Source organism: Alteromonas sp. WD8-37 (assembly GCF_055326825.1).
Genome location: NZ_JBUZOV010000002.1, coordinates 647197 through 662147, shown reverse-complemented (window position 1 = coordinate 662147; position 14951 = coordinate 647197). Strand labels below are relative to the sequence as shown.

The 14951-nt window shown below is 51.3% G+C and carries 12 protein-coding genes; 9 read left to right on the top strand and 3 right to left on the bottom strand.

Annotated features, from left to right (window positions below):
• Window positions 1-84 precede the first annotated feature (84 nt).
• The 6 genes from putP to ACTUJZ_RS08350 all read left to right on the top strand — a co-directional run bounded on the left by putP (window position 85) and on the right by ACTUJZ_RS08350 (window position 7371).
• On the top strand, window positions 85-1596 hold the full coding sequence (putP, locus tag ACTUJZ_RS08375; protein WP_463635838.1) for a sodium/proline symporter PutP: 1512 nt from the start codon (window positions 85-87) through the stop codon (window positions 1594-1596).
• A gap of 317 nt (window positions 1597-1913) precedes the next feature.
• The gene (cysD, locus tag ACTUJZ_RS08370) at window positions 1914-2828 is read left to right on the top strand and encodes a sulfate adenylyltransferase subunit CysD (RefSeq protein ID WP_463635837.1); all 915 of its coding nucleotides are present in this window, start codon (window positions 1914-1916) and stop codon (window positions 2826-2828) included.
• 1 nt (window position 2829) lies between these two features.
• Window positions 2830-3423: an adenylyl-sulfate kinase gene (cysC, locus tag ACTUJZ_RS08365; RefSeq protein ID WP_463635836.1), complete on the top strand. Its 594-nt coding sequence runs from the start codon at window positions 2830-2832 to the stop codon at window positions 3421-3423.
• Window positions 3423-4211, top strand: a complete 789-nt coding sequence (cysQ, locus tag ACTUJZ_RS08360) for a 3'(2'),5'-bisphosphate nucleotidase CysQ (protein WP_463635835.1) — start codon at window positions 3423-3425, stop codon at window positions 4209-4211. The genes cysC and cysQ overlap by 1 nt, the downstream gene beginning before the upstream one ends.
• A 1-nt stretch (window position 4212) precedes the next feature.
• On the top strand, window positions 4213-5628 hold the full coding sequence (gene cysN / locus ACTUJZ_RS08355) for a sulfate adenylyltransferase subunit CysN (RefSeq protein ID WP_463635834.1): 1416 nt from the start codon (window positions 4213-4215) through the stop codon (window positions 5626-5628).
• 18 nt (window positions 5629-5646) lie between these two features.
• Window positions 5647-7371: an SLC13 family permease gene (locus tag ACTUJZ_RS08350; protein ID WP_463635833.1), complete on the top strand. Its 1725-nt coding sequence runs from the start codon at window positions 5647-5649 to the stop codon at window positions 7369-7371.
• Between the two features lie 61 nt (window positions 7372-7432).
• On the opposite strand, the gene ACTUJZ_RS08345 is transcribed toward ACTUJZ_RS08350, so the two are convergent.
• Together ACTUJZ_RS08345 and ACTUJZ_RS08340 are read right to left on the bottom strand one after the other, a co-directional pair.
• On the bottom strand, window positions 7433-8626 hold the full coding sequence (locus ACTUJZ_RS08345) for an ABC transporter permease (protein ID WP_463635832.1): 1194 nt from the start codon (window positions 8624-8626) through the stop codon (window positions 7433-7435).
• A gap of 2 nt (window positions 8627-8628) precedes the next feature.
• Window positions 8629-9408, bottom strand: a complete 780-nt coding sequence (locus ACTUJZ_RS08340; RefSeq protein WP_463635831.1) for an ABC transporter ATP-binding protein — start codon at window positions 9406-9408, stop codon at window positions 8629-8631.
• A 167-nt stretch (window positions 9409-9575) separates the two neighbouring features.
• On the opposite strand from ACTUJZ_RS08340, the gene ACTUJZ_RS08335 reads away from it, so the two are divergent.
• Entirely contained in the window at window positions 9576-10280 is a 705-nt protein-coding gene (locus ACTUJZ_RS08335; protein WP_463635830.1) for a Yip1 family protein, read from the top strand.
• On the opposite strand, the gene ACTUJZ_RS08330 is transcribed toward ACTUJZ_RS08335, so the two are convergent.
• The gene (locus tag ACTUJZ_RS08330; RefSeq protein ID WP_463635829.1) at window positions 10272-11045 is read right to left on the bottom strand and encodes a DUF3025 domain-containing protein; all 774 of its coding nucleotides are present in this window, start codon (window positions 11043-11045) and stop codon (window positions 10272-10274) included. The genes ACTUJZ_RS08335 and ACTUJZ_RS08330 overlap by 9 nt on opposite strands.
• Before the next feature lie 157 nt (window positions 11046-11202).
• On the opposite strand from ACTUJZ_RS08330, the gene ACTUJZ_RS08325 reads away from it, so the two are divergent.
• Both ACTUJZ_RS08325 and asnB read left to right on the top strand, forming a co-directional pair.
• The gene (locus ACTUJZ_RS08325; RefSeq protein ID WP_463635828.1) at window positions 11203-12870 is read left to right on the top strand and encodes a M28 family metallopeptidase; all 1668 of its coding nucleotides are present in this window, start codon (window positions 11203-11205) and stop codon (window positions 12868-12870) included.
• Window positions 12871-13173: 303 nt separating this feature from the next.
• Window positions 13174-14841, top strand: coding sequence for an asparagine synthase B (asnB, locus tag ACTUJZ_RS08320; protein WP_463635827.1), 1668 nt, complete (start codon window positions 13174-13176; stop codon window positions 14839-14841).
• Window positions 14842-14951 lie beyond the last annotated feature (110 nt).

The window sequence follows — 14951 nt, the reverse complement described above, 5'->3', positions numbered from 1 at the left end:
AAAAGTTATCGGCTATTTTGCCCCCTATCTTGGCGGCGCGCGTAAGTTCCTGTTAGCATGCTGTTAAAAAAACAGGAACAAGATATGGCAACAGGTACGATAATTTCTCTTGGTTTGTATTTTGTGGCGATGCTGGGGATTGGCATTTTTGCTTACCGTCAGACCGACACTAATGTCGAAGGCTATATGCTGGGTGGCCGTCAGATGGGCCCGGCGGTCACAGCACTGTCAGCTGGGGCGTCTGATATGAGTGGCTGGATGCTGATGGGCCTGCCCGGCGCCATGTATGTGTCCGGGTTGTCTGCCGGCTGGATTGCCATTGGTTTGGTGCTCGGTGCCCTGGCCAATTATCTGCTGGTTGCCCCGCGTCTGCGGGTTTACACCGAACTGGCCAACAACTCTATTACGCTGCCCGATTATTTTGAAAATCGCTTCAATGATGATAGCCGGGTTTTACGCGTATTTGCCTCGGTGGTCATCGTTATCTTCTTTACCCTGTACACCTCGTCAGGCGTGGTGGCCGGCGGTAAATTATTTGAATCCTCCTTCAACCTTAGTTACGAAACCGGTCTGTATGTGACTACCGCTGTGGTAGTGGCCTACACCCTGATTGGCGGCTTTATGGCTGTAAGCATGACCGATTTTGTGCAAGGCTGTATCATGTTTATCTCACTGGTGATGGTGCCCATCGTCACGGTAATGGAGCTGGGCGGCTGGAGCGAGTCCATTGAAGCCATACGCAGTATCGACCCTGACCTGCTAGACCCGTTCGCCGATGCCTCCACCCGTAAAGATCTGACCATTGTGGGGATCATCTCGTTACTGGCCTGGGGCTTAGGCTACTTTGGCCAACCGCACATCATCGTGCGTTTTATGGCTATTCGCAGTGTGGCTGCGGTGCCCACCGCGCGCAATATCGGCATGACCTGGATGACAGTGTCTATCATTGGCGCCTTAGTCACGGGTTTATTTGGCCTGGCCTATGTTACCGCTCAACAGGGTGTAGAGATTGACCCGGAAACGGTCTTTATTTATCTGTCGCAGATTTTATTCCATCCACTGGTTGGAGGCTTTCTGTTAGCCGCCATTCTGGCGGCGATCATGAGTACCATTTCCTCGCAACTGCTGGTGACCTCCAGCTCGCTGACCAGTGATTTTTATCAAGCCTTTTTACGCCGCAATGCGTCTGATACCGAACTGGTTGTTGCGGGTCGGTTGTCTGTAGTGGTGGTTGCCGCCGTCGCCATCTATCTGGCGTACGATCGCGACAGTACCATTTTAACCCTGGTCAGTAATGCCTGGGCGGGCTTTGGTGCGGCGTTCGGCCCACTGGTATTATTCAGCCTGTTTAAGCGTGATATGACCCGCCGGGCTGCGCTCGGTGGCATGGTGGTCGGTGCAGTTACCGTCCTGTTTTGGATTTATTCACCGTTCACCATCGATGGCAAACCCCTGGCCGAATGGATGTATGAAATTATCCCCGGCTTTGTACTGTCGTGTCTGACTATCATCATCCTGTCTAAGTTTGGCAACCCGCGCGAAGGGGTGGAAGAAAACTTTGATGCATTTAAAAAGCAAATGAAAGAACACGCTTAGCGCGTCACTGCCTTGCTACAAAAAAACCACCGCCTGGCGCGGTGGTTTTTTATTTTTGGCCCATAATTAACTGGCTAAAGAGTTGCATATGCACTTAATCAGTACACGCCGGTATCGCCCTACCGCACTCTTTTGAAGAATTGGGATGACGAGCAATCCATACCCATACTTTTATAGTAATACTCAAGGGCATGCTTCAATCAAAAGGTATAAAAGTACTATTTCGTATAGCGAATTAGCATACAACATTCTGATCTAAATATGTTAGGGTTCTATACATATAATCGTTTCATATATCACTACAACCGGACTTTATAATGACAGCAGAAATTCCGTCTATTACACATCTAAAGCAGCTTGAAGCCGAGAGCATTCATATCTTTCGTGAAGTAGCCGCTGAATTTGATAATCCCGTCATGCTTTACTCAGTAGGAAAGGACTCGTCAGTATTACTGCATCTGGCGCGAAAAGCGTTTGCGCCAGGCAAAATCCCGTTCCCGTTGCTGCATGTTGATACCACCTGGAAATTTCAGGAGATGATCGAGTTTCGCGATCGTCAGGCCGAAAAATACGGCTTTGACCTGCTGGTGCACATCAATGAAGAAGGGGTTAAAGAAGGCGTGGGCCCGTTTACTCACGGCAGTGCCAAGCACACCGACATCATGAAAACCCAGTCGCTGAAGCAGGCGCTAAATAAATACAAGTTTGATGCAGCCTTTGGTGGCGCACGCCGCGATGAAGAAAAATCGCGGGCTAAAGAGCGGGTGTATTCGTTCCGCGACAGCAACCACCGCTGGGATCCGAAAAACCAGCGTCCGGAATTGTGGAACATTTATAATTCTCAGGTTAACAAAGGCGAAAGCATCCGGGTCTTCCCAATGTCCAACTGGACTGAACTGGATATCTGGCAATATATCTACCTGGAGAACATCGACATTCCTTCGCTGTACCTGGCCAAGCCACGTCCGGTCGTAGAGCGCGATGGCGTGCTGATCATGGTGGATGATGACAGAATGCCGCTCAAAGAAGGCGAACAGCCGCAGATGAAGTCGGTGCGTTTTAGAACGCTGGGCTGCTACCCGTTAACTGGCGCAGTAGAATCTGAAGCCAACACCCTGCCTGAAGTTATCCAGGAAATGCTGCTGACCAAGACATCTGAGCGTCAGGGCCGGGTCATCGATCACGACAGTGCCGGGTCGATGGAGAAGAAAAAAATGGAAGGATATTTCTAGCATGGCCACCAACATTGTTTGGCATCAACATGAGGTCAATAAAAAGACCCGTGCCCAGCAGTTGAAGCAAAAGCCCCGCGTAATCTGGCTGACCGGTTTAAGCGGCTCAGGCAAATCGACGCTGGCCAATCTGCTGGAAAAAAAGCTGCATGACCAGGGCACCCATACCTATCTGCTGGATGGCGACAATATCCGCCATGGCCTGTGTGGTGATTTGGGCTTTACTGACAAAGAACGGGTGGAAAATATCCGGCGCATCAGCGAAGTGGCCAGATTGTTTGTCGACGCCGGCACTGTGGTGTTAACCGCATTTATCTCCCCCTTCCAGACCGACCGCGACTTTTGCCGCAAACTGGTGGATGATGGCGAATTTATTGAGGTATTTGTGGATGTGCCACTGGATGTGTGCGAACAGCGCGATCCAAAAGGCCTGTACAAAAAAGCCCGCAATGGTGAGATCAAAGATTTTACCGGCATCGATTCGACCTACGAAGCACCGGTAAATCCGGAAGTCCATCTGAGTTATCAGGACGAAGCAGCTGAAGACACTGCCGAGCGCCTGTATCAACTGCTGACCGAAAAAGGATTGATTTAATGGCATTACCTGATCCTCTGGCAGAGCAAATTTTGCGCATCGCCAAGCAGGCCGGCGACAAAATCATGGCCATTTACGACCAGGATTTTGATGTATACGAAAAGCAGGATACCAGCCCGCTGACCGAAGCTGATTTGGCCGCGCATAATGTGATTGTCACCGAATTGGAAGCGATTTCAGACCTGCCGATTTTGTCTGAAGAGTCTGCGGATATCAGCTGGGAAGAGCGCAAAACCTGGCAGCAATACTGGCTGGTGGACCCACTTGACGGGACCAAAGAATTTATCAAAAAAAATGGTGAGTTCACGGTCAATATTGCCCTGATTGACAACGGCAAGCCCAAGATGGGCGTGGTAGTGGCTCCGGCCAAGCAAACCGCGTACGTCGGTATCGTTGGCCAGGGCGCCTGGCAGCAAAAAGATGGCGAGTTTACGTCGATTCAGGCTCGCCCCCATAGTGCCGGTGAAACCTGGAAGGTGGTGGGTAGCCGCTCTCACCAAAGCCCGGAAATCAAAGCGCTGCTGGCCCAATTAGACGGGGACACCGAGCTGGTGGCCATGGGCAGTTCACTGAAGTTGTGCCTGGTGGCCACCGGGCAAGCCCACCTGTACCCACGCTTAGGCCCCACCTCTGAGTGGGATACCGGCGCCGCGCACGCAGTGGCCGTTGCGGCCGGTGCCCGCGTGACCGTGCTGGATCCGGCCGACCCACTAAATTCTGAAGCAAAAGACCTTTCATATAATCAGGAAGAGTCTGTGTTGAACCCCTATTTTCTTGTGAGCGCATAGTATGAACAGCGAAAACAGTTTATTAAAAGAAGACGTTCTGGCTTATCTGGAACAACATGAAAAGAAAGATTTGCTGCGGTTTTTAACCTGCGGCTCAGTAGATGACGGCAAAAGTACCCTGATTGGTCGTCTGCTGCATGATTCAAAAATGATTTATGAAGATCAGCTGGCGGCGGTGACCAAAGACAGCAAAAAAATGGGCACCACCGGTGAAAAAGTCGACCTGGCGTTGCTGGTTGACGGCTTACAGTCGGAGCGTGAACAAGGGATCACCATCGATGTGGCCTATCGCTACTTTTCTACTGACAAGCGTAAGTTCATCATTGCTGACACCCCAGGGCATGAACAGTACACCCGCAACATGGTGACTGGTGCCTCAACCTGTGACCTGGCCATCCTGATGGTCGATGCCCGTGCCGGCGTGAAAACCCAGACCAAGCGTCATTCTTTTTTGGCCAACCTGTTGGGCATTAAGCACGTGATTGTGGCCATCAACAAGATGGACCTGGTGGATTTCAGCGAAGAAAAATACAACGCTATCCGCGAAGACTACCTCAAATTTGCTGAAAACCTGGATTTTCCGGATATCCGCTTTATCCCGATTTCAGCCCTGGATGGCGACAACATCGTCAACAAGAGCGAAAACACCCCTTGGTATACCGGCACCCCATTGATGGAGCTGCTGGAAAATATCGAAGTGGGCAAATACGTCAATGCTGACGATTTCCGCTTCCCGGTGCAGTATGTTAACCGCCCAAACCTGGATTTTCGTGGCTTTGCCGGCACGGTAGTCTCTGGTCAGGTTCAGCCGGGTGACGCGGTCACCGCCTTGCCTTCCATGAAAACTTCCAAGGTCAAATCCATTGTGACCTTTGAAGGTGAGCAGGACAAAGCGTATCCACCACAAGCGGTGACGCTGACGCTGGAAGACGAGATTGATATTTCCCGCGGCGATATGATTGTCAAATCTGACAATATCCCGATGCTGAACACCCAGTTTAAAGCGCACCTGGTGTGGATGGCCGAAGAGCCAATGATGCCCAATAAGCAGTACAGCTTTAAGTTTGCCACCAAGACAACCTCCGGTTCAGTGGCCGAGGTAGAGTATCAGATTGATGTGAACACGCTGGAACACAAAGGCGCCGCGCACCTGAATCTGAATGAAATTGGTGTAGTGGATCTGAAGTTTACTCAGCAGGTTGCCTGCGACAGCTACGATAAAAACCCGGGCACCGGCGCGTTTATCGTAATTGACCGCATGACCAATGGCACTGTGGGTGCCGGGATGATCATTGATGAACTGGCCGCTGGCGAGCAACATGCTTCACCGCAGTTCTCAGAATTTGAGCTTGAGTTTAATGAACTGGTTCGCAAGCATTTCCCTCACTGGAATGCGACGGATATCAGTAAATTATAAGATCAGGTTCAACACAATATGGACGTAAATCAACTTATAGTGCTGGGGGCGTTCTTCGGCACTATTTTTGCGCTGATTTTTACCAATCAGCGCCCTGCGACCATTTTTGCCCTGGCTATGCTGGGGCTGTTGGTCACCCAACAAATTACATTTAACGAGATCCTGCAAAATATGACCAATCGCGGTTTGGTCACCCTGGTCTTGTTACTGATGGTCAGTGCTGCCATTGATAAAACAGCCCTGATCAAACGCTTAGGCCGAAAACTGGTCACCGCCAACTTCAGTGCCTCCTACTGGCGCTTGTTCGGCCTGACCTTTTTCTCCTCGGCGCTGCTCAACAATACCGCAATTGTGGCCAGCCTCATCGGCCCGGTAAAACAAAATCAGTATCACCCTTCTTCTAAATTGCTTATTCCATTGTCGTACGCAGCAATTCTTGGCGGCACAGTGACCCTCATCGGTACTTCCACCAACCTGATTGTGGATAGCTTTTTACAGGAACAAGGTCATCCGGGTTTTGCTTTCTGGGACTTTACTCTGTTCGGGCTGGTGGCAGGCTTAAGTTGCGGCCTGTTGATGTATATCACCTCCGGATTTTTGCCCACCATTGCCAATAAGCAAAATAATTATCGAGCTTATATTGTAGAAGCCGATGTAGAAGCCGGTTCTGAGCTGATTGGAAAAACCGTAGAGCAAAATCATCTGCGCAATTTACCTGAACTGTTTTTGATCGAAATTGTGCGGGATGGCCAGCTCATCACCCCGGTGACCCCGGATTTAATGATCCTGGAAAATGACAAACTGATTTTTTCCGGCAATGTGCAAAAGCTGGAGAACCTTAGCCACATTAAAGGCCTTAACACCTTTGCCGAAGCCGATGGCATCTTGCGCGAAAATCTCACTGAAGTGATTGTGGCCAATCGTGCTCAGATCATAGGCCAGAGCTTAAAGGCGCTGGGCTTTCGCGCGCTGTTCGATGCCGCGGTGGTGGCCATCCGTCGCGACGGCGAACAGCTGTCCGGTAAGCTGGGTGAAATCAAACTGCAGGCTGGTGACTTTTTATTACTCGCCGCGGGACCTGACTTTCAGTCACGGCAAAATTTGTCGAAGAACTTTTTTGTCTTATCCGAGCAAAAAATTGCCCGCCCCTTAAGCAATCTGCAGGAATGGATAACCGTGGGTGGCTTCTTGCTGGTGGTGGCCTTGTCAGCAGCAGAAGTGCTGTCGCTGGCCATTGGCCTATTGTTTTTTGCTGCCGTGCTGATTGGCGCCAGCGTCACCTCCAATACCGAGGTTAAGCGCAATCTGCCGCTAAACCTGATTGTGGTAATTGTGGGAGCGTTGAGCCTGGCCACCGGCCTGGAAAACACCGATGTGATTGCCATGAGTACCAAAGAGCTGGTGCCCTATCTGGCCGATGCTGACTGGTTTACCGTGTTGATTGTGGTGTACCTGACCACTCTGGTGCTCACTGAGTTTGTGACTAATAATGCCGCAGCAGCGCTGATGTTCCCGTTTGCCTACGGCATGGTACAAATCATTGATGCGCCGCTGATGCCGTTTGCGCTGGCGGTGGCCTTTGCTGCCAGTGCCAGTTTTATCTCGCCTTACGGCTATCAGACAAACCTGCTGGTCTATAACGCCACCAACTATAAGTTTGGCCATTTTGCCAGATTTGGCTTACCCATCTCCATCACCTACTCCACCATCGTGTTGCTGATGTTGAACTGGTACTACTTTTAAGGCGTGACAGCCAACAAAAAGGGCGTTCATCTGAACGCCCTTTTTTATTGCCTGATGATGACTAGCGGAACAATACTTTTTCTTTGTTGAACCAGTGTACCGAGAAGCCCAGCAACAGGCCGGCGATGATAGCGGTTGAACCAAAAATTCCCACCAGCTGGAAATAATCCATGGTGCCTTTGATAAGCTCTTTCATGGCCAGTGCTACATTGGTCAGCGGCACCCAGGCCCATACCCCTTCCAGTTCAATACCGGGCAAAGTCGCCAATACCACCGGGATGATCACAAACATCACCAGCGGCCCCATATAGCTCTGTGCTTCTTTAAACGTTTTGGCGTAAATTGACAGGCTTAATAGTAAGGCGGCAAAGATGGCGACCACCGGGACCAGCATCAAAAAGACCAGCAGCAGGTCAAGCACCGATATGGCGCCTAAGAAGTTACTGATGGCTTCGATGGCCATGCCCTGACCAGCCAGGATCCCCCACACTGCCATACTTAGCACGGTGATAAGTGCGGTGGTGACCCCAGCCAGTGCAATAGTAAAAAATTTGCCCAGTACAATTTTGTTACGCTCAATGGGCGAAATCAGCAGGGTTTCCAGCGTGCCGCGTTCTTTTTCGCCGGCGCCTAAATCCGCTGCCGGGATCATGGCTCCCTGCAAACACAAAATAAACACCACATAGGCCACCATGCCACCGACAATCTCACCGATGTTTTCGCGCTGATCAGCCACATTAACCTCTTCCAGCACCATGGGCTCAACCAGTGCCTGCTGTTGCTGCTGATTGACCGACAGCTGTGCAAACGCACTGCGCTGGGAGGCATCGGCAATGGGTGCCACCAGCTTATTTAGCCGGGACTGAATGGCATTAAAGCCAGCACCGTTATAATACAGCTGCAGCCTATTGCTACTGGTAGTCAGCGGATCGGTACTAAAGCCATCCGGGATCTCCAGCACAAAGTCCACGTTATCGGCTTTCACCCACTGACGGATATCAACACCGTCCGGCATGGTCACCGGCTCAAAGCCTTCGGCTTCATCAATAGCCTGCTGCAGCGCCGGCGCATCCTGGCTGTTGACCAGCGCATAGCGCAGTACTTTGCTTTGCGCATCATCCGCGGCTTTACTGGAAAAATATACCACGCCGCCGATGATCACAGGAAACAGCAGCAGGGGTAACGCAATCATAAAAAACATGGTTTTTTTATCGCGCACAATTTCTTTGAGTTCTTTTAAAAATACCTGCCACATGATTATTGTTCCCTGGAAAGTGTTGCCATAAACGCCTGATGCAAGGAGGCCGGCGCTTTTGCTTTAAATACCGCTGTGGTGTCATCAAATTCAGTACGGCCATGATTGATCACAGTAACCCGGTCGCACAATTCAGCCACTTCGTCCAGATGATGGGTAGAGAAGATCACCGGGATCCCCTGCTCTTTCAGACCGCGGATAAAATTCAGCACAGTTTGGGCAGCCATAATGTCCAGCCCGGTGGTCGGCTCATCCAGCACCACCAGCGATGGGCTGTGCACCACAGCCCGGGCAATGGCGGTTTTTTGTTTCATGCCGGTGGAATAGTTGTCGCACTTACGGTCTAAAAAGGTGTGCAGGTCCAGCATGTCGGCCAGCTCGTCTACCCGCTGCTTGATAGCGGCTTTTTTCATGCCATGCAGCTGGCCAAAATATTCGATATTCTCACGTCCGGTCAGGCGCCCGTAGAGGCCGGTACCGCCCGACAAAAAGCCGATAGACTTGCGCGCCACAATGGGGGTGGCAACCACACTTTGGTTGTTGATCACAATGTCCCCGCTGTCAGGCTTCAAGGCCGTGGACAGCATCCGCAATGTGGTGGTTTTGCCAGCGCCGTTAGGGCCCAGCAAACCGAGCACCTCGCCTTGATGACAGGTCAGCGACACATCCTGTACCGAATGAAAATACTTGCCCTTCAAGCGCGGATCCTGGCGCTCTTGCTCACTCAGCTTTTTGGGGTTTTCCACCGCAAACTTCTTTGCCAGGTGGCTGATTTTAATCATCGTTCTACTCCGTGGTTATGATTGGGCGTGCGTTTGCCTACTGTAATGGTTTTTTTGTCAGCGAGGTAAAAAAAATGCTTCAAGATGTTTCTGAACCCATTATTTTGTGTGCAAACACGGTATGCTGATGGTTTAACGGCAGTGATCTCATTTATAAGGAGCATAAGATGCAACCTGTCAGTAACCCTATTCAGGCTTGTAACGACATTTTTATCCGTCCCAACCGGGTGTTTTACACCCTGGCGAACACCAACAACTGGTCATGGGTGCCGTTTGTGCTCACCATGCTGGCCGCGATGTTGCCCGCCTATCTGTATTATTCCACGGTGGATTTTGACTGGCTGGTGAATTTGCAGATCCAGGCGATGGGCGACGTCAGCCCGGCTGAACAAGAGCAGTTTCGCCAGATGCACGCTCGTAGCACATACGAAATAATGGCTTTTATTGGCCCCTTGATCGCACTGCCGCTGGTTCAGGCTTTGATTGCCTTATATTTGCACCTGACCACCAAATCAGATGAAAAAAATATGCAAAGCTATACCGACTGGTACGGATTTACCTGGTGGGTGACCATGCCTTCTTTGTTATCTGCGGTGGTCGCGCTGATTTTTATTGGCCTGGCTGATACCCATCAGATTTCGCAAAATGTGCTGCAGCCGCTGTCTCTGGCCTACTGGTTCAATATTGAAATCACCTCACCCTGGGCCACTATCGCCTCCACTGCATCGCTGATCACTGTTTGGACCATCTACCTGGTCATTGTAGGTATCACGCAGTGGACCAGCTTTTCCACCAAAAAAGCCGCGGTCATTGCCATTGCACCTTATGCGCTGATTTTTGGTATCTGGTCGTTGATCCTGCTATTAAGCTAACGGCAACTGGCCGGTGAGTGGCCGGTCTGGCCGCCGCGGCCTAAAATAATCAGTGTTGGCATAAAATGCCGGGGTTTGCCCAGCATGCCAGTTCGGCACGCCTAATAACGGTAATGGCGGTAATAAACCGCTGGCCTGCAACCCATCCAGCTGGTCAACCCGCAGCACCATGGCCGCATCCAGCCAGCGATTTTGTTGCGCTGGCGCGGCTGTTCCAAAATCATCTGGTACCTCCACAGCCAGCCATTTGCCAGTCAGGCCAATGAAGGGATTGAGTAACATTTCGTAATTGGCATGGCCAAACAGCCGGGCGAATATGACCTTCTCCCAGTTGTCGCGCTGTAACACCAACGCCTGCTGCCAGTCATGCCGGGCCAGAGCCTGCAATACCTCATTGCCTTGGGCCAATTGGCTGGTCGGGATGGCCAGCACCACCCCGCACTCGTCAAAGTGGGTCAGATGATGCCGCCGCCGGGTACGAGGATGAGCACCATGGCGCTGAATATCGTGCACATGCAACTGATTAAGCAACATTTTAGTGCGCGGAAACTGGATCCAGATTGCCGCATTAAACAAATCATGCCAGCTGTGCTCCCGGGTTGGGATCTTATTATCTTCAGCGATAATGGTTTCATAATAGCGCGCTTCATCTGCCGCCAACTGTTGTTGGTCAATAAACTGCGGGCCCGGCCAGACCTTATCATGATAGGCATGGGCACAATGATTGAGCTGTGCAGCAGCCGGAAATTGGGGATGAGCGGACAAGTGAAGCTGGTGAAGCAAACGGGTGACCAGCGGTGAGACGCTGCCGGCATTATCGTTAAGAGGCCAGGATGTCGCGGTACAAATCATAAAACAGTGTTGGTTCGCTTAAGGAGTTTCTCTATACTGGCTCACATTGTAGAGCAAACAGAGACCAACAATGAAAAAAATTCTTTTGCCCGTGTTAATCCCGGCGCTGCTTGGCACCGTGGCCTGCTCAGAGGCTCCGCAGTCGGAGCAGTCTTCCACCAGTGCACCTGAAAATGGCCCGTCAAACTTTGATGCGGTATACAGCAACATCACCGCTGAAGATTTTCAGGGCCCGCTGAAAACCTTATCGTCGGATGAATTTGAAGGCCGCCTGCCTACCACCGAGGGTGAACGCAAAACTCTGGACTTTTTGACCAGCCAGTTTAAAGCCGCCGGCTTCGAGCCAGGCAATGGCGACAGCTTTTTGCAGGAAGTGGCTTTAATGGAAATCACCGCTGACCCGCAAATGCAGATGCAAATTGGTGATAACACCTTTGCCTACAAAACCGACATGGTGGCATCGTCCAAGCGCGAGCAGGACTCAGTCAGCCTGGAAAATTCCGAACTGGTATTTGTCGGCTATGGCGTGAATGCCCCAGAATATGGCTGGAATGATTACGAAGGCGTGGATGTTGAAGGCAAAACTGTGGTGATGCTAATCAACGATCCAGGCTTTGAAAATCCGGACGGCGACAAGTTTCAGGGCAAAACCATGACTTATTATGGTCGCTGGAGCTACAAATATGAAGAAGCCAGCCGCCAGGGCGCAGCCGCAGCCATCATCGTGCATGAAACTGCTCCGGCCTCCTATCCGTGGTCGGTGGTGGCTAACAGCTGGAGTGGCCCACAATACGGTTTGGTCAGTAAAGATGGCGGTGCCAGCCGCATCGCGGTAGAAGGCTGGCTAACTCTGGATGCGGCCAAAGAAGTATTTGCCGATGCCGGATTGGATTTTGCCGAGCAAAAAGCCAAAGCCATGCAGGGCCCGCATCATCAACCGATGGATATCGCGGCCTCAGTCACGGTGAAAAATAGCTTTAAAACATCCACCAGCCACAATGTGATTGCGACCTTGCCGGGGGCGAAATACCCTGATGAGCATGTGATTTACACCGCGCATTGGGATCATCTGGGCATGGATACCTCCCTGGAAGGCGACCAGATTTACAATGGGGCCCATGACAATGCCACTGGCACCGCAGCCAGTCTGGTGATGGCGGAAGCGTTCGGCCAGTTGTCACCGCGACCGGATCGTTCGGTGAGCTTTTTGATTGTCACTGCCGAAGAACAAGGCTTGCTTGGCTCAAAATTTTACGCCAGTAATCCGGTGATCCCCATCGAGCAAACCGTGGCCAATATCAATATGGATGCCATGAATGTACTGGGTAAAACCAAAGATGTAGCAGTGGTGGGTAAAGGCAAATCTGAGCTGGAAGATTATCTGGCCAAGGCTGCCGAGCGCCAGAACCGGACCCTGACCCAGGAAGATAAACCGGAAGCCGGCTACTATTACCGTTCGGATCATTTCAGCTTTGCCAAACAGGGTGTGCCAGCTCTGTATGCAGAAGGCGGTAGCGAACCGGCCGATGAGCAAACGGCCAAGTACCGCAAACGCATGAATGTGATTGTGACCGGTTGTTACCATCAGGTGTGTGATGAATACCGTGATGACTGGGATTTATCCGGCATCGCGCAGGATACTCAGATGCTGTTTGATGTCGGTGTAAATGTGGCCAATGCAGAAAACTGGCCGCAGTGGAGCGAACAAAGCGAGTTCCAGCGCCAAAACAACGACTAACAGATTGTTCTATTGCTTCAAAAACCACCCATCCGGGTGGTTTTTTTATGTCTGCAACGCAGCACAGCGCGCCTGGTTTGGCTATGCTTGTAGGGCGCCTCAGCGTGCTACAGGCCTGCTGTCGGGTCGGCCAGAGGGCCTTAACGTATTTTTGCCTGAGTTTCTACTTGCATTTTTCACTCAGGCTGGCACATTCTGTAAAGACGTTTGTACACAATACTAAGAACAGCAACGTTATTCTGTGCATTGTACCCGACAGAAACCACCCACCTTTTAACCTATGTAAAAGAGAGAACCCGTACTATGTGTGGTATTTTCGGAATCCTGGACGTAAAAACTGATGTGGCAACACTCAGAACGCAAGCTTTAGAGCTGACCAAATTACTTCGCCATCGTGGCCCCGACTGGTCTGGGATTTGGAATAATGATAATACCATCCTGTGTCATGAGCGCCTGGCCATCGTAGATGTGGACACCGGGGCCCAACCGCTGATCAGCAGCGACGACAAGCAGGTTCTAGCGGTCAACGGGGAAATCTATAATCACAAACAGCTGGCTGCCGGATTGGCGCAGCCTTATGCGTTTAAAACGCGCTCAGACTGTGAAGTGATTTTACCGCTGTTTAAACAGCATGGCGCCAGTTTTATCGACCAGCTCCAGGGCATGTTTGCCTTTGTGCTGTACGACAGTGAACAGGATGCTTACCTGATTGCCCGTGACCATATGGGCATCATCCCGCTGTACACCGGCTATGATGAACACGGCAACTTTTTTGTGGCCTCAGAGATGAAAGCTCTCGCACCGATTTGTAAAACCATCAGCGAATTCCCCCCGGGCCACTATTTGTGGAGTAAAGACGGCGAAGTCACCCGGTATTATCAGCGTGACTGGATGGACTATGACAATGTTAAGGACAACACCACAAACCTGGATGATTTAAAAAACGCTTTTGAAAAGGCAGTGAAGTCGCACCTGATGTCAGATGTGCCCTACGCAGTGTTGTTGTCCGGTGGGCTGGATTCTTCGTTAGTGTCGGCGGTAGCAGCCCAGTATGTGGCCAAGCGGGTGGAAGATGAAGACCGCTCCGATGCCTGGTGGCCGCGCCTGCACAGTTTTGCAGTCGGCCTAGAAGGTGCGCCTGATCTGCTGGCAGCTCGAAAGGTGGCCGAACAGATTGGCACTGTGCATCACGAAGTGAACTTCACCATCCAGGAAGGCCTGGATGCTATTCGCGATGTGATTTACAAGCTGGAAACCTATGATGTCACCACCATCCGGGCAGCCACGCCGATGTACCTGATGACCCGCAAAATCAAAGCCATGGGCATCAAGATGGTTCTTTCGGGCGAGGGTTCGGATGAGATCTTCGGTGGCTATCTGTATTTTCATAAAGCCCCAGATGCCCGCGCTTTTCATGAAGAAACCGTGCGCAAACTGGAACGCCTGCACATGTTTGACTGTGCCCGCGCCAACAAAGCCACCAGTGCCTGGGGCGTAGAAGCCCGAGTGCCCTTTTTGGACAAAAACTTTGTGGATGTGGCCATGCGCTTGAACCCGCAGGACAAAATGTGTCTCGACGGGCGCATGGAAAAGTGGATCCTGCGTAAGGCGTTTGACGATGGCAAAACATTGCCAGAAGAAGTGTTGTGGCGCCAGAAAGAACAGTTTGGCGACGGTGTGGGTTATTCGTGGATCGACTCGGTGCGGGACTATGTGGCCGAAGCGGTGTCGGATCAGCAACTGGCCACTGCCCAGTTCCGCTTCCCGGTGAATACCCCGGATACCAAAGAAGGCTATTTTTACCGCACGGTGTTTGAAAGCTATTTTCCGCAGGAAAGTGCCGCTAAGTGTGTGCCCGGTGGAAAGTCCATTGCCTGTAGTACTGCTGAGGCACTGGAATGGGACGAAAGCTTTAAACAGAATGCTGACCCCTCAGGCCGGTCCATGGCTGGTATCCATTCCGGCTCATAATACAAAAAAGCAGGCTTCGGCCTGCTTTTTTTATCTCACAACCTGGCTGGTTATTACGTTAAAGTCTAACCAATCTATCGCTAAAATGTTTTTTGTATGCACTCATACAA